Raw genomic sequence first — 18,935 nt, 5'->3', positions numbered from 1 at the left:
ACAACCAGCGGGCTCTTGTTGGAGACAGTAATCTCGTCCTAGGTACTTAAGTGTGAGAGGTGACACAGTGGGCCGTAAGCTTGCGCTCGTAGCTGGAGTCAGTTCGTACGAGGGCCGTTGGCCTGCACTGAAAAATTGCGTCAATGACGCTGAAGAAGTCGCCGAGGCCCTGGCCTTCAAAGAATACGGCTTTCATGTCGACCTTCTCCTTAATGAGCAAGTCACCAAGTCGGCGATTCTAAGGTGGCTGCTGGAAGTCAAAAGCTCCGGTGCCGAGAGTATCCTATTTTATTTTGCCGGACACGGCGTTGTTGATGAGATCGGCTCTTTCTTGGTCACCCACGACAACCAAGAATTCGATGAGGGTATAAATCTGGCAACGCTTCTCAGCGTTGCCGAGCCTCCAGACGAATCGTCAACACAAGTCATAATCATTCTGGATTGCTGCCACTCCGGCTTCGCCGCAAGCACAGGGCCAAATGCTCTATCTTCGCGACAGATATCCAACTCTGATGTCCAAGCAGTAGTTCGCCAGTCCGACCCGTCAGCTGTTGTCATTGCAGCATGCGCGCCAGAGCAGAAGGCTATAGAAAGCTCTAATCTAGGCCACGGCGTTTTTACTCATCATCTGCTAAACGCTCTCCTTGGCTATGCGGCCGATCACGTCGGAGACGTTACAGTTCATAGTCTCTACGACGTAGTCTCCCGTGACATGGCCTCAACAGACGGACTCCGACAGGAGCCCGTCTTCGGCGGCCGCGTGCGCGGCAGAGTAATCTTGGGCACTGGATTTACTCCAGTGCTTTCGCCCCCTAAACCTGAAGAAGAGTATGAGCTCATCGAAGGTGAAGCTCGCGATCACCTCAATCGGTATAATCGGCTTCGTTCTGCGGACACCGATGTTTGGCGAACAGAAGCATATGCGACGGCTTGCCGAACACTGGAAAGCATCAGCGCCTGGTTTGCCAGCAAAGAAAAAATCCAAGGCATGTCCCAGAGAGATGCCTTTAGAAACTGCAAGGCTACGCTACTTCGCTATCAGAGCGAACTGGGTGTCGTGGAGCCGGGGACCCACACGCGGTGGGGACAACTGGACGGTCAGATAGGCGCTGGTGGCTTCGGCAAAGTCTGGCGCTTGAAAACCGCCGACAACAGGAAACTAGCTTACAAACTCTATCACGCCAATGAGTTGTCGGACCGCGAGAAGGTCAAGCGCTTTCGAAACGGCTACGACGCTATGCGCATGCTTAATCATCCACGCATAGTTAACGTGTATGATTATAGCGACTGCCCGCCAGGGTTTGTAATGGACTATGTTGATGGCGAAAATCTGCGAGACCTCGCCATTGGACGGTTCTTGGAACATCGCGATATTGTGGTTCTGCTCTTGAAGTGCGCTGAGGCGATACATCACGCCCATCTGCACGATGTCATTCATCGAGACATCAAGCCAGAAAACATCGTCTGCGAATACGGCGAGGATGGAGTTTATAGTCCTTACCTGACAGACTTCGACTTGGCCTGGTTTAGCACCCAGACACAAAAAGCAACCAAGACTGCAATGGGCGTGGTGTATTACGCGGCCCCTGAGCAGTATGTTGCCTTCAATCCGAAGGCAGCCAGAAGCAGAACCCCTGCCCTCGACGTCTACTCATTCGGTCAGTTGATGTACTTCTGTTTCGTGAATCGCGATCCAGAACCAATCAACATCGAAAGTAACGTTGAGCGCCTCAATCGAACATTGGCGCAATCGTGTCCTGTCGGTGCCGCCAGGGCGGTAATAGATCTCTATCGCGATTGTGTGCATTTTTCGCCGGGAGACCGTATACAGGACTTCACCGACATCATCGAGGGCCTTGGTCGTGTAAACCAAGACCTTAGCCACACTGACCAAGATGGCACCATTACCACCCAGCGCTATCTGGAAGAAGTCTTCTACCAGATGATGGGTCACCCACCCCAGGGCGAAATCACCTCCTTTGCAAACGCGGCGGGAAGCTGGGAAATAGCACCCCAGTGGAGAGACGAGACATCAAGCAAGGCGGGCGCAAGAAAATATTTGTACCTGCACTTCAAGCCAACTCAACGGGTCGCTCTTGAAAACATGTCCAACGAAAAGATGCGCACGGTTCGCAACCGTTGGATCGACACCGCCATCGCTCCCTATAGGGAAACGTACGGTGCGTTGCGTCATCCGGGTCAACGGGGTGAGTTTGAATTCTTCTTGGAGTGGCACCCAAAGGCAATGACGCGCAGTGACGCGCTGAAGCTTTGTGAGGCACTGCGTAATGTGACAAGTAGCCTCGCCTCGGGTTCTATTAGGGCCTAAGAAGCAAGAAGCGCAACTACCAGAGTAGACCAAAAATGATCAAGGGTGCGCTTACCGGGGGCCTTCTAGCCCCTTGAACTCCCGCAGGCGGAGGACACTCCCGCGCAATACACCTTCTGTGGTTCATGTCGTTTGCGCGGGAGCCCCTCCGGAGGGATACCTCTAAGCGGTCACCGCAACGGAGCCGGCCATCCTACAGCTCTGCGAGCCTGGGCAGAGGCGCTAGCCTCTTGTACCATTACGTGTATGCCCGACTCGCGTCCTGACATTCCTCGGCCAATGGTCCGTGCCATCCTCGTCGAAGCGGGACACCGTTGCTCTATTCCAACGTGCCGTGCCCACCCAGTAGAGCTCGCCCATATAGACGCTTGGGCCAAGGTGCGTGAACACAAACCCGATAATCTGATTGCACTATGCCCCACATGTCATACGCGTTACGACAAGGGCGAAATTGATCGACAATCAATGCTCATATATAAACAGCAGAATCGGCAGCTGCAGCAGCAAGTGAGCAAGATGCTCACGCAAGCTACCGCGCCTGCCAGCAGGTCAGATCCTACAGTGTCTGACTCCAATACAGGTACATCCATCACCGCAACTTCCCTCTTCGAGGAGATACTCAACTCGAATAGAGTGGAACTCGGAGACTATGAACTAGTCTGGCCCGCCCATCTCTTCGCAGAAGAAGCAGTTCGAATTATGGGCGGCAGCCAGCGATCGCGACCTGACACTATAGCGATAAGCCAACTACTTAGGGAGGCCTTCAGAGATGGAAACGTAGCGGCAGATTTCGAGCAACTTGACACTGCTAGGGGTTTTGGCAATAGGGAGACTACCGACCTGACGCCGGACGCTTTCGTGCGGGAACTCGTGGTTCGGGTTCACGAAATACCGCTGCAAAGCACACCTCGCGCGTACTGGAAGCAGCCAAGCAGTGGCTCGCTTGAAACGACTGAACCTGACTATCTTAAGGCTTGCCGTGAATGGGCCAACCTAATCCAGGAGTTCTCGCAGAGCGGCTATCTTGAGCAAGCTTTTCCCAATGGGTGCGTGGACGATGAAGACGCACCGTACGTTGATCGATCTGCCGAAATCGAGCGCAGGATTGGCGTTTCGAATGCATGGCCGCTGGTTCCGGATAGTTGGGATCAGGATACTTTCTTCGGTTTGATGGAAGTATTTCACGACTTGGTCTCTCGACCGCGCGCAGCTGAATATCATTCGTATCAAAATTGCGGCATGCATTACTGGGACTTCGCAACCGTCATTGGCCGGAAACTTTACCGCTGGCGAGTAAATCGGATTCTGAGTGACGCGCATGTTCCCTACCGCCTTGGCGAGGTTGGTGAAGTAGCCGGACGCATCGTTTCTGTGGAATAACCATTGCGACCTTCGTAAATAGCTGGGTTTAGCAACACCTGAAAGCGGACGGTCGGTGGTATCAGGCCAGTCGATTGAGCGTGCGCTTACCAGGGGGCTACGCCGCCCCCTGGACCCCCGCGGGCCGGAGGGTACTCCCGCGCGAGACGCCCGGCTGTGGCTGATGCCGTTCGCGCGGGAGCACCCTCCGGGGCGGTGCGTCTGCTAACGCTGGTGCTAACAACGGGGTTGGATGATCTTGGACAAGTGTGGACGGCCGGGGCGGTTGCCGTGCAGGTGGGGGACTTGTGGGGACGTGCCTGGACGGTCCTGATCTTGCTTGTAAACAGAAGGTTAGGGGTTCAAGTCCCCTCGCCGGCTCCACCCCGAGCGCCCCCTTCCCACCCGAAGGGGGCTCTCCCTTTCCACACCCAGGCACCACCACCACACCCCCCGCGCCCGTCCCCACACCCCCGGCAACAATCACACAAGCGTGCCGCGAACGTTCCCCCAAGGACGTGCGAAAGCCCGCGGCAACCATGCCAGCACCGGACCCGCCGACCTCGAACCGGCGCACGTCCCACCGACGTCCACCTGCACCGAGCCGTCGCCCACGCCCCTAAGCCGGCCGAAGTCAGCCCCCTGCCCAGCGAACCCACGCCCCAGAACACCGGATGAGAACCTTCTTTACGTCTTCAAGGGCGCCGCTCCGCGTCGCCGGGTGGCCGCCCGCCCCGGCGAGAGAAATCGCGTACCTCATCCGGTAACGCGGACGTGATCGAGCGTGCGCTTATCAAGGGGGTTACGCCGCCCCCTGGATCCCGCGGTCCGGAGGATACTCCCGCGTGAAACGCCCTTAGGGGGTTGAGCACCGTTCGCGCGGGAGTACCCTCCGGACCGGTTAAGGTCTGTGCCCAAGCGACCCCAGGCCCCGTCAACGGCCAGATTGTCCCCGCGTGCTGTGATCATGTAGCCGTGAGCACTTGGGGTAAGGGGCCGTTCGATGAGGACACGGCCATGGACTTCTTCGATCAACTGGACACCTGTAGTTCGAAAGTGCGCGGCGAGCGCATGAAGGCTGCGATCTTGCGAGTGTCGAGGGAATCCGGCCACATTGGCTATGTGGAGGCTACGAAGGCGGTGGTGGCTGCTTCGTTGCTAGCGGGCATGATGCCGCATCCTGAGGACGAGCCGTGGTCGGCCACGTTGCCCACTACTCTGCTGGAGGACTTGGCCGCCGATGCCGCGGTGGCGATTGAGCGGGCGCATTCCCCTGGTAGCGACCTCTATGAGAACTGGACCGAAATGGGCGGCTACGATCAGGTGTGGCAGAAGTTAGCGCCTGTTCTGCGGGTGCTTCGTGCGGTTGGGGAGCCGATGCAGAATCGGTTGTTCCGACAGTCAGGGACGACGCCGCGGAAGCGCGAAGCACCGTCTCGGGACGTCGCGTCTGCTAACGCACTCTTGTTAGTTCTCACTCATCCGGCCTCCCGTGCGAACGCCACGAGCGTAGCCACCGGTCCAGCGGACCAGGCGGGTAGTCCCATGCGAAGCGGTCTGGCGCAGCGTTTTGCTCCTTCGCGAAGGCCCGTCCGGGTTGGCGTGTGGGCTTAGGGCGTCGCTGTGCTGTGCCTGATCGCCGGGAGCTGGACGTTCAACGCTGACGGGACGGTCGTCCGGACGGTCGGGCTGCTCCCGTCTTCGTGACCGTTAGGGGCGGATGATCTCGGCGGGTGTGGGACGAGCGCCGTACGGAGGCGCCACAGGCGGGGGCACTCCGGCTCCAGGAAGGAGGCCCACATGCTCAGGTCGTTGACGGTTGATGTGGAAACCCTGATCTCCGCGTTCGTCGACGTCCCAGGCGAGCCGAGCGGGCCAGGGTCAGGGAGGGAAGGCCGTTCTTCCGTGAGGAGCTCCGCCATCAGTGCCTGACCCGTTTCCCTTGGGGTGACGACGGCAGACTGGAAGTTCGGTGGGTGGAGTCTGGTGGTCGTGTACGAATGCCATACCCGTGCGTGTGTTAGAAGATATGTCCGACCCCCGGAGGAATCACGTGCGGCTCCGCTTCGATGGCCTGTATGCCGAGCAAGGCCAGACGTACACCTCGTTCCTGCGCTTCTTCCCCACAGGCGAGGGCATGGCCGCTTCCGTCGAGCATGATCTGCCGTTGGAGGAAACCGTCGTGTCGGTGGCCTCCTGGCTTCTCCCCGAGCATCCCTACGCGTCCCGGGGTCCGTACTCGGTGGAGGGCAACGTTCTGTCGTTCGATGCGACGTCCGAGGCGGGGATGGTCGAATATCTCGGCGTCATCGCGCCGCACGGCATGGAGCTATGCCTGCACTCGCTCAGCCACATCAACGGCCACAGGGCCTACGCGGTCTACCGGTACCAGCGCCTTCCCACCTCGCGGCTTGGAGATTGATTACGAGAGGTCGCTGGACCATGGCGGGTGCTGGGGGCCTCCTAGGTGGCTCGCCGGCGAGTTTGGTGAGTTCCTCGGGTATGAGTCGTATGGCGACGGTAAGTAGGTTGTGGTTATGGCGCGCTACTATGCTTTTATTGACCCGGCTGATGTGACGCTCGATCGAGCCCAGCGGATTCGGTACTGGCGGGTGGGTCGAGAACTGACTTGGAGAGCGGTCGCTCAAGCTGCGACTGACGCTTGGGGATCAAGTTATGGCAGCAACCAGGCGTTCGGTGAGGAGTTGTGTCGTGCGGCTGCCCTCGCCCTAGGTGAGGATCCCGATTCGGAGCCGTGGAACTAGGGCGGGCGAGTGTTTTGCGGGCCTGGATGTCTCCGGGTAGGGCTGTCGTTCGTTGTGGTGTGGCTTTGGGGTGCTGCGGTTTTGATTAGGGTGTGGGCATGGATGATGCGGGGAGGGCTCGACCGAAGGTTCATCCGGTTGAGGAGTGGGGGGACGTCTATGGGTTGCTTGAGCAGGTCCGGGCGCGGCCGGGAATGTGGATTCGCGGGCATTCGTTGCGCGAGTTGGAGATTCTTCTGTGCGGGTATGGCATCGCGCTCATGGTCCATGAGGTCGATGAGGGGTTCGCGTTCGGGCCCAGAGGGCCCTTCTCCGACTGGTTGGGGCAGCGGTATGGCTGGTCGTTGGTGCTTGGGTGGGCCGCTGCGATCGAGGATCATGCGGAAGGCGAACCGCCGCTCGAGCGGTTCTTTCGGCTTGTCGACGAGTACCGGGGATGGTCGCGTCAGGGCGTTCGGTGACGCCTGTCTGGGCGGGGTGATGGGGGCGGGTGTGTGGCGCGATGTACTGTTTCGTGCGTGAATGACTCAGGTATCGATGCCTTCATGGCCGGGCAGCCGGAGGACTCTCGTCGGGTGACCTTGCGTTGCCTGGTCGGTGGTGATGAAGCGGAGTTTCTCGATCTGGTTAGGGGTAGTGCGGAACTGCATGAGCCTTGGGTTTCTCTGCCGTCGAGCTCGGAGCAGTTTCGGGATTATCTTGCTCGTTACGGGCAGGGTGAGGAAGAGGCGCTGGTGGTGTGTCTGCGTGGTGGTGGGGACATTGTTGGTGTCGTCAATATTAATAGTGTTATTCGGGGTAGGTTGCAATCTGGGGCGGTTGCTTACGCTGTTTTTGCTCCTGCGGCTGGGCGGGGGTGTATGGCTGAGGGGGTTGGGTTGGTGGTGCGGTATGCCTTTGAGTGGTTACGGCTTCATCGGCTTGAGGCTCAGATACAGCCGGGTAACCATGCTTCTTTGAGGTTGGCCCGGCGTGTTGGGTTTCGTTATGAGGGGTACTCGCCTGAGTTGTTGTTCATTGATGGGGCGTGGCGTGACCATGAGAGGTGGGCGATTGTTAATCGTGGGCTTGCGGCTCCGCATTCGACGTTGCCTGGGCGTTAGGGGTGGCCCATTGGGGGTTGATGTGGGCTAGCCATGCGTCTTGGGTGTCTGCCAGGGGTTGTTCTAGGGGGAGCGGGAGGAAGTGGCAGGCGAAGGTTAGGCCGGTGTCGGTTCCGGTGCCGTTCACCTTGTGGGTCCAGGCGTTGGGGGTGGTGGCGGGGGCCTGGAGGTGGAAGTAGGTGGTTCGGCGCGGTTGGTTGGTGGTGGGGTGGGGCTTCGTGTCCACGGCGATGGGGTTGAGCAGGGTCGTGCGGAGGCCGGTTTCTTCTAGGACCTCGCGCAGGACGGCTTGCTCTGAGCCCTCGCCGGGACGGACGCCGCCCGCGGGGATCTGGGTACCGGCTTCCGGCATGCCGACGTGGTCGAAGACGAGCAGTTCGGGGCCGGGATTGTGTCTGATCACGTAGGCGGCTACGCGGAGTCGGGTCTGCATGGTTGCAGGATGCCCGCAGGGGCCGGACGGACGTCCGGCCCCTGCGGGGTTCAGCTGGAGAGGTCTCGGCGGCGGAAGGCGGTCAGGCCGGTGGCGGTGAGGGCCGCTGTTATGGCCAGGAGCCAGACGAACGGGGTCGCGGTGGCGTCGGCGCCGGGGAGCTTGGGGATGTGGGTGAAGGGGGAGATGTCGAGGGCCCACTGGCCCACGTCGAGCATCGGGCCGATGAGGGTGACGAGGGTCGCGACGGCCACGGCGGCCCAGCTCGCGGACGTCAGGCGGGGGACGAGCCCGAAGAGCGCGAGGGTGATCGCGGCGATGAGCCAGACGGCGGGGAGCTGGGCGAGTGCGGCGGTCAGGAGGGCGGGGAGTTCGCCGGGGTCGTGGACGAGTCCGGCGAGGAGGGCGCCCGTGACGAGGCCGGCGATGGGGCCGACGAGGGCGAACAGGAGGTGGCTGGACGCCCAGCGCAGCCGGCCGGTCGGGGTGGCGAGGAGGGGTTCGGCGCGGAGGGCGGATTCCTCCGCGCGGAGCTTGAGGGTCGCGGAGACGGCGTAGCCCGCGGCGAGGAGCCCGAGCATGTTCATGACCATCGCGAAGTAGGCGTCGGTGATGGTGGAGGCGCCGCCGAGGTCGGCGATGATCTCTTCGAGATCGGGATTGTCCTTGATCAGGTCGTTCATCCCGCCCGCGACGCCGCCGAAGACGAGCCCGAGGACGGCGAAGCCCGCGAGCCAGCCGTAGAACGGACGGCTCTGCAGGCGCCACCCGAGTCCGAACGGGCCGCTCAGGCGGGGGGACGCCTCGGCGGGGCCGGGGCGCGGGGGGAGGATGCCGGCGGCGACGTCGCGGTGGGTCGACAGGCGCCACGCGGCGGCGGTGAGGGCGAGAGCGAGGGCGAGGGTCGGGACGAGCAGCCACCAGCGTTCGTCGCCGAAGGGGCGCATGCGCTGGGCCCAGCCGAGGGGCGTCAGCCAGCCGAGCCAGGAGAGGGAGTTGCCCTCGCCGCCGGTGTCGGCGGCCATCCGGAGGACGAACGCGGCGCCGAGGGCGGCCATCGCGGTGCCGCGGGCGGCGCCGGCGCTCTCGGAGAACTGGGCGGTGACGCCGGCGACGGCGGCGAAGACGATGCCGCCCGCGGCCATCTGCATGCCGAGCGCGAGGGAGCCCGCGAGGGGCTGGTCCTGCGCGGCGACCGTGGCGGTCGTGAGCAGTGCGACGGCGAGGTTGGCGGCGGTGGTGACGATGAGCGCGGCGGCGAGGGCGGCCTGGCGGCCGACGACCGTGGAGCCGAGCAGTTCGCGCCGTCCCGCCTCTTCTTCGACGCGGGTGTGCCGGATGACGACGAGCGCGGAGATCAGCCCGAGGGCGATGGGGATGAACCCGGACCGCTGGGTGACGAGTCCGCCGACGCTCGTGTCGTACAGGGGGCCGTACATCGCGAGGAACGTCGGGTTCGTCCCGCTGGTGTTCGCGTAGCCGAGGCGGTCGGCGGCGGTGGGGTAGAGGCCCTGGAACGTCGCGACGAAGTTCGCCGGGAGGACCGAGACGATCAGCACCCAGAGGGGGAGCAGGACGCGGTCGCGGCGGAGGATGAGGCGGATCATGCCGCCGGTGCCGACGAGCGCGGTCATGCCGCGGCCTCCTTGTAGTGGCGCAGGAACAGCTCTTCGAGCGTGGGCGGGCGGCTGGTGAGGCTCCGCACGCCGGCGGACGTGAGGTGCTTGAGGACGTCGTCGAGCCGGTCGGTGTCGACCTCGCAGCGGACGCGCGCGCCGTCGACGCGCAGGTCGTGGACGCCGGGGAGGCGGGAGAGGCCGTCGGGCGGGGCGGCGAGGTCGGCGTCGATGGACGTGCGGGTGAGGTGGCGCAGGTCGGCGAGGGTGCCGGTCTCGACGGCGGCGCCCTTGCGGATGATCGTCACGCGGTCGCAGAGCGCCTCGACCTCGGAGAGGATGTGGCTGGACAGCAGGACGGTGCGGCCCTTGTCGCGCTCCTCGCGGACGCACTCCTGGAAGACCTCCTCCATCAGCGGGTCGAGGCCCGAGGTGGGTTCGTCCAGGATGAGGAGTTCGGCGTCGGAGGAGAGGGCGGCGACGAGGCCGACCTTCTGCCGGTTGCCCTTCGAGTAGGTGCGGCCCTTCTTGCGGGGGTCGAGCTCGAAGCGGTCGAGGAGTTCGGCGCGCCGGGCCTTGTCGAGGCCGCCGCGCATCCGGCCGAGCAGGTCGATGACCTCGCCGCCGGACAGGTTCGGCCACAGCGTGACGTCGCCGGGGACGTACGCGAGGTGGCGGTGCAGTTCGGTCGCGTCCCGCCACGGGTCGCCGCCGAGGAGCCGGACGGTGCCGGCGTCGGCGCGCAGCAGGCCGAGCAGGACGCGGATGGTGGTGGACTTCCCGGCCCCGTTCGGGCCGAGGAAGCCGTGCACCTCGCCGGGACGGACGTCGAGGTCCAGCCCGTCGAGCGCGCGCGTCCGTCCGAAGGTCTTCACCAGGCCGGACACCTGGACAGGGTTCGTTGCCACCGGTTCTCCTTGTTTCGGGGGTTCGAGGGCACACCGGCCGCCGCCCCCGCGGTCAGGCGAGGCGGTGCGGTGTCGGGGCGGAGGCGCGGTGCGGGGGCGGGTCGGAGTCGGCCTTGCGGGCGGCGGCGGTGCTGGTCGACAGCCGCGGGGCGTCAGGCATCGGGACCCCGCATCTTCCGCAGGACCTCGCGGGTCTGCTCCTCGAGTTCCGGGGTGATGAGGTTGTCGGTGTGGATGTCCATGAGCGCCATCGCGAGGCGGGGGTAGCCCTCGGGGGTGAGGATGTCGGTGCCCAGCGCGCGGGAGAGGTGCCCGTTCAGGACGACGAGGCCGAAGTTCATCGCGGTGATCACGGCGGCGTACGCGTGCAGGTCGTCGGTGGTGGGCTTGCGCATGCCCGAGGAGCCTCGCGACAGGATGTCCTCGCTGAACTGCACCGCGTCCTCGAACAGCGCGCGCGCGGCGTCGGAGTCTTCCACCAGCGCGCGCGCCATGTACTGCTGGACGGGCAAGGCCGTCTGCATCGCGATCGTCAGGAAGTTCGGGTTCGACATGCCGCCGGACAGCGCTTCTTCCTTGACGCGGCGGATCGCGTCGATGGCGTGGGCGTCGCAGGCTTCGCGGAGCGCGGCCTTGTTCTTGAAGTGGTGCTGGACGAGCGCGGGCGAGACCCCGGCGGCCTTCGCGATCCCGCGGATCGTGGCGCCCTTCTCGCCGAGCTTGGCGAACTGCAGCATCGCCGCGTCCCTGATCCGCGCGCGCGTCGTCAGGTCTTCCGGCTCCCGCTGCTCGTCCACCCTGCGCCCCCATACGCCTGTTCAGCAACCTGTACGTTTGTACACTGTACGTGCGTACAGAGGGCTCGGCAAGGCGTGCGGGGTCGTTTTAACGGCGTTTTGGCGAGCGGCGGCTCACCCGGTGGCGGTGGCCGGGGGATGTGCAAGAGATTGTTCTGATTCTCGTCAATAGCGCATCACCGATCTTGGTCCTTTGGTCTCATGGAGTCGCCAAATCGATACATAGAGTCATGTCGCGGATAGGGGGCCGGATGGTCGGGGGAACGGACGCGACGGGACGCCGGGGGGCGGAACGGGGCAGAAGGGTCCCTCCGGGGCGGTACGCGGCGGTCGCGGGGGACGAGCGGTTCCGGCGGCTGGACCGCAGGTTCCGCCGGGCGGTCGCCGTCGGGGCGGTGGGCTTTCTGGGGTGGTACTTCCTGTACGTCGCGCTGGCGGCGTTCGCGCGCGGGTTCATGGCGCGGCCGGTGGCCGGGAACGTCAACGTCGCGATGCTGCTCGGGGTGCTGCAGTTCGTGTCGACGTTCGCGCTGGCCGCGGCGTTCGCCGCCTACGCGCGGCGGCGCCTCGACCCGCTCGCGGACGAGCTGCGCGCCGAGGCCGACGGCCCGCCGGACGCCGCCGCGCCCGCGGCGTTCGGCCGCGACGTGCCCCCGGGGCCCGTGCCGCCCGCGCGTCCCGCACCGCCGGGGCGTCCGGCGGCGGCCGGCATGCCGAGGCCCGCCGCGCCGGTCGCGCCGCGCGCGTCGGACGGACGCTGGGACGTCCGGATGGGAGAGGCGCGGTGACGGAACTGGCCTTCGGGGTGTTCGTCGTCTTCGTCCTGATCACCCTCGGGATCACGGTGTGGGCCCGCGCCAACACGCGGGGGGCGGACGACTTCTACGCGGGCGGCCGGAAGTTCTCCGGCCCCCAGAACGGGATGGCGCTCGCGGGCGACTACATGTCGGCGGCGTCGTTCCTCGGCATCGCGGGGCTCATCGCGCTGTCCGGATATGACGGGTTCCTGTACTCGATCGGGTTCCTCGTGGCGTGGCTGCTCGCGCTCCTGCTGGTCGGGGCGATGCGCAACGCCGGACGCTTCACGCTCGCGGACGTCCTCGCGCAGCGGGTCCGGCGGCAGCCGCCGGTGCGGCGCGCGGCGGTCGTCTCGACGGTCACGGTGTCGGTGTTCTACCTGCTCGCCCAGATGGTCGGGGCCGGGGCGCTCGTGTCGATGCTGCTGGGTGTGCACCCGGGTGAGCGGTTCCTGGGGATGTCGGCCGGTGTCGCCGAGACGGTCACGATCGTCGTGGTCGGCCTGCTGATGATCTGCTACGTCATGTTCGGCGGGATGAAGGGCACGACCTGGGTGCAGATCGTCAAGGCCGTGCTGCTGATGGGCGGGACGGTCGTCCTGACGGTGCTGGTGCTGAGCCGGTTCGGGTTCGACCCGAGCGCGATGCTCGGGTCGGCGGCCGACGCGAGCGGCCGCGGCGACGCGTTCCTGAGCCCCGGGCTGCACTACGGGCCGGACGTCGAGGGCGACGCCTACCGGACGATCGTCGGCAAGCTCGACTTCTTCAGCCTCGCGCTCGCGCTCGTCCTCGGCACGGTCGGCCTGCCGCACATCGTCACCCGGTTCTTCACCGTGCCGGACGCCCGCGCCGCGCGCACGTCCGTGTCCTGGTCGATCGGGCTCGTCGGCGCGTTCTACCTGATGACGCTCGCGCTCGGGTTCGGCGCGGCGGCGCTGGTCGGACGGGAGGAGATCGTCGCCCAGGACCCGTCGGGCAACACCGCGGCGCTGCAGCTCGCGCACGCGGTCGGCGCGCACGTCGCCGGGCCGGTCGGCGGGGACGTGCTGCTCGCGTTCACCGGCGCGGTCGCGTTCGCGACGATTCTCGCGGTGGTGTCGGGCCTGGTGCTGGCGTCGTCGACGTCGCTGGCGCACGACTACTTCGGCCAGGTGCTGATGTTCGGGCGCCCGCGCGAGTCGCAGGAGGTCGCGGTGGCGCGGGTCGCGGCGTTCCTGGTGGGCGCGCTCGCGATCGTCCTGGCCGTCGTCGCGCGCAACCTGAACGTGGCGTTCCTGGTGGCGCTGGCGTTCGCGATCGCGGCGTCGGCGAACCTTCCCGCGATCGTCCTGTCGCTGTTCTGGCGGCGGTTCAACTCGACGGGCGCGGTCGCCGGGATCTACGGCGGCCTCGGCAGCTCGCTGGTGCTGGTGTTCTTCTCGCCGGTCGTGTCGGGGAAGACCGACCCGGTGACCGGGCGGAGCCTGTCGCTGTTCCCCGCGGGCGTCGACTTCCACCTGTTCCCGCTGGAGAACCCGGGGATCGTGTCGGTCCCGATCGGGTTCGCGTGCGCGGTCGCCGGGACGTTCCTCGCCCGCGAGAAGGCCGACCCGCTGCGCTACGACGACCTGTCGGTGCGGGCCCTCACGGGGGCCGGTTCGCACTGACGCCGCCGGGGCCGGGCGTGGCCGTGTCCGGCCGGTGAGGCGAAGCCCACAGCGGGGCATCGCGGGCGGGACGTTCCGCACCGCCCGGAGCGTGCCTTAATGTGCCGTGTGCCCGGGCCGCGTGATGATCCCGTGGCAGAATGTGGCTCGCCGTGGAGCACGGTCGACACCGGGAGGAGGTGCGGCAGGGTGTCCCAAGCCGGTCGGCACCGTTCCCGGCGTGCTCGTCCGGCCCTGCGCCCCCTCCGGACCCCGTTCCCGCGCCCCGCGCCGCGCCCGGCCCGGCGTCCGGTCCCGCGCTCGGCGCGGACGACCGCCGCCCTCACCGTCGTGACGCTCGCGGCCGCCGCGGCCGTCCCGATCGCGATGGCGCCCGACGGCCCGGACCGCACGCCCCGTCCCGTCCGCGGCGCCGCCGCCGGTGCGCCGATCGCCGCCGCCGACCAGATCCGCGCCCGCGAGTGGCACCTGGAGACGGTCCGCGCTGAGCGGGCGTGGAAGTGGTCCACGGGCCAGGACGTCACCGTCGCCGTCCTCGACACCGGTGTCGACGCGAACCACCCCGACCTCGTCGGCAGCGTCGTGAACGGGCCCGACCTGACCGGCGGCGGGCGGCCCCCCGGCACCCGCTACTGGGGCCTGCACGGCACCTCGATGGCCAGCATCATCGCCGGTCACGGGCACGGGCGCGGCAACTCCGAGGGGATCATGGGGGTCGCGCCGCAGAGCCGCGTCCTGTCGATCCGGGTGACGCTGGAGAACGACGACCCGCTGCGGCGCGAGCACCGGCGGCAGGCCGGGGACGGCGATGCCATCGCGCAGGGCATCCGGTACGCCGTCGACCACGGCGCCGACATCATCAATATGTCGCTCGGCGGCGGCCAGCAGTACTACAACGGCACCCCGGCGCAGGCGAGCGCGATCCGGTACGCGCTGAACCGGGGCGTGGTGCTGATCGCGTCCGCCGGAAACGACGGTTCCACCGCGAACCGGAAGAACTTCCCCGCCGCCTACCCGGGCGTCATCGCGGTGGGCGCCCTCGACCGGTACCTGCGCCTGTGGGAGGACAGCAACCGGCACTCGCACGTGTCCGTGTGCGCCCCCGGCGTCGACATCGTCAGCGCCGACAACGGCAAGGGCTACGTCGTCGGGACGGGCACGAGCGCGTCGTCGGCGATCGTCGCGGGCGTCGCCGCGCTCGTCCGCGCCCGGTACCCGAAGCTGACGCCGGACGAGGTGCGGCGCGCGCTCGTCGAGGGTTCGCCCGCCCGCGCGGGCCACCCGACCGGGTTCGCCGGCTGCCCGGGGACCGTGGACGCCGTCCGCACGCTCCTCGCCGCGCACGCCCTGAACAAGGTGTCGACCGGCCCCGTCCAGACGCCCACCCCGACGCCGACGCCCGAACCGCTCGCCGAACCGGAGGACGAGGGCACGGGCCTGCTGCTGCCGCTCGTCCTCGGCGGCGGCGGGGCGCTGCTCCTGCTGGGGGTGGCGCTCGGCTGGCGGCAGCGCGGGCGGCACGAGGACGACGACGGGGAGACGATGCCCGAGTACGGGCTGCCCGGACCGCCTCCCGAGCCGGTGCCGCGCACCCCGGCCCGGCCGCCCGCCGGGGTGCCGCCGGCGGGGGACGGCGGGCCGCCGATGGCCCCGGTCAACGCGCCGCTGTGGCAGAACAACCAGGTGCAGCCGCCGCCCGGATACGCCGACCCCGGCGGGCCGGTGCGGTTCGAGCCCCATCCGGTGGCGCCGGGCGGGCGGCCGCCGGCCGCCGCACCGCCGACGGTGCGGTTCGAGCCGCGCCCGTCCCCGGCCCCGCCCTCGCCGCCGTCCGGTGTTCCGGCGGGCCAGGACGCGCCCCCGGGGGCGAACGGCCACGACTTCGGGAGCGACGCGAACGTCCTGGACGGCGCCGCGCGCGGGGGCACGAACGGGACGCCCGCGAACGGCGCGAACGGCGCGGGCGCGACCGGCGGGAGCGACGCGAACCCCGCGACCGGCGAGATCCCGATCTTCGACGACGAGGCGTGGGAACGGTTCCGGCGGAGCGCCCTCGAGGGCACCGGCATGCTCGACGCCGCGCCGCGCCCGCCCGTCCCGACGCCGCAGCCCGCGGGGAGCCCCGAGCCGGTCCGGCCGCCCGCGGCGCCGGGCGAGTCCCCGCAGGACGGCGCGGGCCCCGCGCCGGACGCCCCGGCCGGGCGGGGCGAGGGGACGCCGGGCGAGGAAGAGGAGTACCGGCCGCCCTGGTGGTGAGCCGCCGCCGCCCCGCCCGGACGAGCGCGCGCCGCGGGGCGCACGTCCCCGCCCCGCGCGGTACTCCGGCGGGCGTAGGGCGGGAGTCTCCGGGCGGGCGATGACGCCCCCCGAACCCGTCGCCGAGCATCGAACCATCCGATGAAACAGGAGGTCGATGACCATGTGGACGACGCTCGCGACGCAGATGCACCCCGGCGGGTGGGGCGACGGCGGGGACGCGCCCGCGTTCTGGCCCGTGTTCCCCGTCATGTTCGGGCTGTTCTGGCTCGCCGTGCTGGCGACCGGGTTCTACTTCATCCGCCGGCACCTGACCGGCGGCGGCAAGTCCCACGGGGCCGGGACGACCGGCGGCGGCGACCCGCTGAGCCAGGCGCGGTCGATCCTCGCCGAGCGGTTCGCGCGCGGCGAGATCGACGAGGACGAGTACCTGACGCGCATGTCGGCGCTGCGCGCCGACGCGTGACGGTCAGTCCGCGCCGGCCTCTTCGAAGATCCGTCCGACGCCGCCGTCCGGGTACAGGGGTTCCCGGGCGGCGGCCGCGTCGGCGAACCGGGTGATCAGCCGCGCGAACTCGGCGCGCTCCCGGTTCGTCCAGCCGGACATCAGTTCCTCGAAGTACGTGCGGCGGAAGCGGTCGGCGACCTGCTTGACGCGGGTGCCGGCGTCGGTCAGCCCGAGGTTGGCGCGGCGCGCGTCGACGGGGGACGGGCGCCGCGACACCAGGCCGGCGTCGATGGCGTGCCCGACCAGCCGGCTCGCGGTCGACGGGTCGACCTCCAGCCGTTCCGCGACGGCCCCGACGGTGATCTCGGGGGCGTCGCCGTCGTCGTCCGCGCCGTCCGCGGCGGCGAGGAGCGCGGCGACGGCCTGGACGACCATCAGGTTCGACAGCTGCAGGGGGCGCCCGTCCGGTCCCGCGGCGGTCTGCGCGCGGACCCGCTTCATCAGGTCCGGCTTGGCCCAGACGCGCCGCAGGTGGAACAGCGCGGTCGCGATCTCGGACAGGGTCTCGTCGGGGACGTCGCGTTCGGACGACTCGGCGGGCCGTTCGGTTGCGCTGGTCTCCGTCGCCATGCAGGTGTCTCCCGTTCGGTCGGCGTACCTCAACCCTAACCGGTGTACCGTGCACACGATCTTTATATGAGGCTTATCTCGCCGGGTGTTTCCACTGGGGCCGCAGTACGGTTCCGGGACACGGGGCAAATGAAGATCTCCAGGTGAGCGGGGTTGTGATGCACTGAAACGGCGGCGTCCCGTTCCCCGCGAACCGCCGGTGGCCGTCCGCCCGGGCGCGTACCATGGCACCCTGCCGAACCGGACGACCCGGGATCAGTGACCACAGAGGGGATCTCATGTCGGCGGCAGACACCCCCCGTGACGCCCTCCGACTGGACGTGAGCATGGACGAAGGCGCCCCCCGGCGACCCGTGACCGACGACCACGAAGCCGCTTCCCCCGAAGCGGACGCGGGCGTCCCCCGCCCCCGCGCCCCCGAGCCCGGGACGTCCGGGACGTCCGGCGCCCCGGAGGCCGCCGTGCCCGGGCCCCGGGCCCCGGAACGCGAGCGGACCGGGACGGCCGAGCCGGACGACGCGGCCGAGCCGGAGACGGGCGCCGCCGAGGCGAAGGTCGACGGGCCGCCCGCCGACGACCCCGAGCCCGGCGCCCTCGCGGACGACGACGCCGCGTTCCCGTCCGGGGGCCTGTCCGAGCGCGACCGCCAGATCCTCGCCTTCGAACGGCGCTGGTGGAAGTACGCGGGCGCCAAGGAGCAGGCCATCCGCGAGCTGTTCGACATGTCGGCGACCCGGTACTACCAGCTGCTGAACATCCTGATCGACCGGCCCGAGGCGCTCGAGTGCGACCCGATGCTGGTCAAGCGGCTGCGCCGGATGCGGTCGCAGCGGCAACGCAAGCGCGCCGCGCGCCGCCTCGGCATCCGGCCCTGACCCGGCGACACTGGTCCGCGTGACTACTCCCCGCTCTGCGAAACGACTCGACGACCGTCCCGTGACGCCCGCCGGCGCCGAGGGGATCGACGCGATCCGGCGCACCCCGGGACGGGCCGTCCTCGCCTTCGACTTCGACGGCACGCTCGCCCCGATCGTCGCCGACCCCGCCGAGGCCCGCGCCGAACCGCGCGCCGCCGGCACGCTGGCCCGGCTCGCCGCCCGCGCCGGCGCGGTCGCGATCATCACCGGACGTCCGGCGGCGATCGCGGTCGAGTACGGCGGATTCGCCGGAATCGACGGCCTCGTCGTCCTCGGGCAGTACGGGATGGAACGGTGGGAGTCGGGCGAACTGGCGACCCCCGAGCCGCTCCCGGGCGTCGCCGAGGCGCGCGCGAAGCTCCCCGGCGTCCTCGCGGCGGCCGGGGCGCCCCCCGGGACGTTCGTCGAGGACAAGCAGCACGCGCTCGTCGTCCACACGCGGCGCTGCGCCGAACCCGAGGTGGCGCTCGAACGGCTCCGCGGCATCATCGCGGCCCTCGCCGAACGGACGGGCCTCGCGCTCGAGCCCGGCCGGTTCGTCCTCGAACTGCGGCCGCCCGGCATGGACAAGGGCGTCGCGCTCCGCGCGTTCGTGACCGAGCGCGGCGAGCGTCCGTCGGCGGTCCTGTTCGCGGGCGACGACCTGGGCGACCTCGCGGCCTTCGACGCCGTCGAGGCGCTGCGCGCGGAGGGCGTGCCCGGCGTGACGGTGTGCAGCGCGTCGAACGAGGTCACGGAGCTCGCCGAACGCGCCGACGTCGTCGTGGACGGCCCGTCCGGCGTGATCGATCTCCTCGACGCCCTCCTGGACGATCCGGCCTAGATCGTTGATGGGGGTTTGCTGAACCGGCCGCGGGCATGGCGAAGGGCGCCCATGATCAGTGTGTGAAGACAAACCTGGACGCCCTTCTGACCGCACTCTACGTCCATC

The 18,935-nt window shown here is 67.9% G+C and carries 17 protein-coding genes; 12 read left to right on the top strand and 5 right to left on the bottom strand.

From position 1 onward, the window contains the following. Window positions 1-67 precede the first annotated feature (67 nt). The 6 genes from AB0L25_RS04425 (at window position 68) to AB0L25_RS04400 (ending at window position 7,556) form a co-directional block, all read left to right on the top strand. Window positions 68-2,329, top strand: a complete 2,262-nt coding sequence (locus tag AB0L25_RS04425) for a protein kinase domain-containing protein (RefSeq protein ID WP_500168537.1) — start codon at window positions 68-70, stop codon at window positions 2,327-2,329. Window positions 2,330-2,575: 246 nt separating this feature from the next. Continuing rightward, window positions 2,576-3,709, top strand: coding sequence for an HNH endonuclease (locus AB0L25_RS04420; RefSeq protein WP_500168535.1), 1,134 nt, complete (start codon window positions 2,576-2,578; stop codon window positions 3,707-3,709). 954 nt (window positions 3,710-4,663) lie between these two features. Next, window positions 4,664-5,302: a DUF4259 domain-containing protein gene (locus tag AB0L25_RS04415; protein ID WP_500168533.1), complete on the top strand. Its 639-nt coding sequence runs from the start codon at window positions 4,664-4,666 to the stop codon at window positions 5,300-5,302. 439 nt (window positions 5,303-5,741) lie between these two features. Then, window positions 5,742-6,110: a hypothetical protein gene (locus AB0L25_RS04410; protein WP_500168531.1), complete on the top strand. Its 369-nt coding sequence runs from the start codon at window positions 5,742-5,744 to the stop codon at window positions 6,108-6,110. 441 nt (window positions 6,111-6,551) lie between these two features. Beyond that, window positions 6,552-6,914, top strand: a complete 363-nt coding sequence (locus AB0L25_RS04405) for a hypothetical protein (RefSeq protein WP_500168529.1) — start codon at window positions 6,552-6,554, stop codon at window positions 6,912-6,914. 84 nt (window positions 6,915-6,998) lie between these two features. After that, window positions 6,999-7,556 (top strand): GNAT family N-acetyltransferase, encoded by a 558-nt coding sequence (locus tag AB0L25_RS04400; RefSeq protein WP_500168896.1) that lies wholly within the window; start codon window positions 6,999-7,001, stop codon window positions 7,554-7,556. Here the strand turns inward: AB0L25_RS04400 and AB0L25_RS04395 are convergent. From AB0L25_RS04395 to AB0L25_RS04380, 4 genes are all read right to left on the bottom strand, one after another. Next, the gene (locus tag AB0L25_RS04395; protein ID WP_500168528.1) at window positions 7,510-7,989 is read right to left on the bottom strand and encodes an NUDIX hydrolase; all 480 of its coding nucleotides are present in this window, start codon (window positions 7,987-7,989) and stop codon (window positions 7,510-7,512) included. The two genes, AB0L25_RS04400 and AB0L25_RS04395, sit on opposite strands and share 47 nt — an antisense overlap. A 50-nt stretch (window positions 7,990-8,039) precedes the next feature. Continuing rightward, window positions 8,040-9,623 (bottom strand): ABC transporter permease, encoded by a 1,584-nt coding sequence (locus AB0L25_RS04390; RefSeq protein ID WP_500168526.1) that lies wholly within the window; start codon window positions 9,621-9,623, stop codon window positions 8,040-8,042. Further along, entirely contained in the window at window positions 9,620-10,513 is an 894-nt protein-coding gene (locus AB0L25_RS04385) for an ABC transporter ATP-binding protein (RefSeq protein ID WP_500168525.1), read from the bottom strand. Before AB0L25_RS04385 ends, AB0L25_RS04390 begins: the two co-directional genes overlap by 4 nt. A 152-nt stretch (window positions 10,514-10,665) precedes the next feature. Continuing rightward, window positions 10,666-11,310, bottom strand: coding sequence for a TetR/AcrR family transcriptional regulator (locus AB0L25_RS04380; RefSeq protein ID WP_500168523.1), 645 nt, complete (start codon window positions 11,308-11,310; stop codon window positions 10,666-10,668). Between the two features lie 251 nt (window positions 11,311-11,561). Between AB0L25_RS04380 and AB0L25_RS04375 the strand changes: the two genes are divergently transcribed. The 4 genes from AB0L25_RS04375 to AB0L25_RS04360 all read left to right on the top strand — a co-directional run bounded on the left by AB0L25_RS04375 (window position 11,562) and on the right by AB0L25_RS04360 (window position 16,475). Then, window positions 11,562-12,098 carry a DUF485 domain-containing protein gene (locus AB0L25_RS04375; RefSeq protein WP_500168521.1) on the top strand — a complete coding sequence of 179 codons (537 nt, stop codon included), beginning with the start codon at window positions 11,562-11,564 and terminating at the stop codon, window positions 12,096-12,098. Next, window positions 12,095-13,753: a monocarboxylic acid transporter gene (locus AB0L25_RS04370; RefSeq protein WP_500168519.1), complete on the top strand. Its 1,659-nt coding sequence runs from the start codon at window positions 12,095-12,097 to the stop codon at window positions 13,751-13,753. The genes AB0L25_RS04375 and AB0L25_RS04370 overlap by 4 nt, the downstream gene beginning before the upstream one ends. Before the next feature lie 189 nt (window positions 13,754-13,942). After that, window positions 13,943-16,009: a S8 family peptidase gene (locus AB0L25_RS04365; protein ID WP_500168517.1), complete on the top strand. Its 2,067-nt coding sequence runs from the start codon at window positions 13,943-13,945 to the stop codon at window positions 16,007-16,009. Window positions 16,010-16,166: 157 nt separating this feature from the next. Beyond that, a complete protein-coding gene (locus AB0L25_RS04360; RefSeq protein ID WP_500168516.1) occupies window positions 16,167-16,475 on the top strand; it encodes an SHOCT domain-containing protein in 309 nt (102 codons plus the stop codon). Window positions 16,476-16,478: 3 nt separating this feature from the next. Here the strand turns inward: AB0L25_RS04360 and AB0L25_RS04355 are convergent, their stop codons facing one another. Continuing rightward, window positions 16,479-17,087, bottom strand: a complete 609-nt coding sequence (locus AB0L25_RS04355) for a MarR family winged helix-turn-helix transcriptional regulator (protein ID WP_500168514.1) — start codon at window positions 17,085-17,087, stop codon at window positions 16,479-16,481. A gap of 629 nt (window positions 17,088-17,716) precedes the next feature. On the opposite strand from AB0L25_RS04355, the gene AB0L25_RS04350 reads away from it, so the two are divergent. Together AB0L25_RS04350 and otsB are read left to right on the top strand one after the other, a co-directional pair. After that, window positions 17,717-17,962, top strand: a complete 246-nt coding sequence (locus AB0L25_RS04350; RefSeq protein WP_500168894.1) for a DUF3263 domain-containing protein — start codon at window positions 17,717-17,719, stop codon at window positions 17,960-17,962. Window positions 17,963-17,981: 19 nt separating this feature from the next. After that, window positions 17,982-18,827: a trehalose-phosphatase gene (otsB, locus tag AB0L25_RS04345; protein ID WP_500168512.1), complete on the top strand. Its 846-nt coding sequence runs from the start codon at window positions 17,982-17,984 to the stop codon at window positions 18,825-18,827. The last annotated feature ends 108 nt before the right edge of the window (window positions 18,828-18,935 follow it).

The sequence above is a fragment of the Spirillospora sp. NPDC052242 genome (assembly GCF_040679555.1).
Taxonomy (GTDB): Bacteria; Actinomycetota; Actinomycetes; order Streptosporangiales; family Streptosporangiaceae; genus Spirillospora.
Note: the sequence above shows the minus strand (reverse complement) of the source record. Positions and strands in the feature narration are given on the sequence as shown.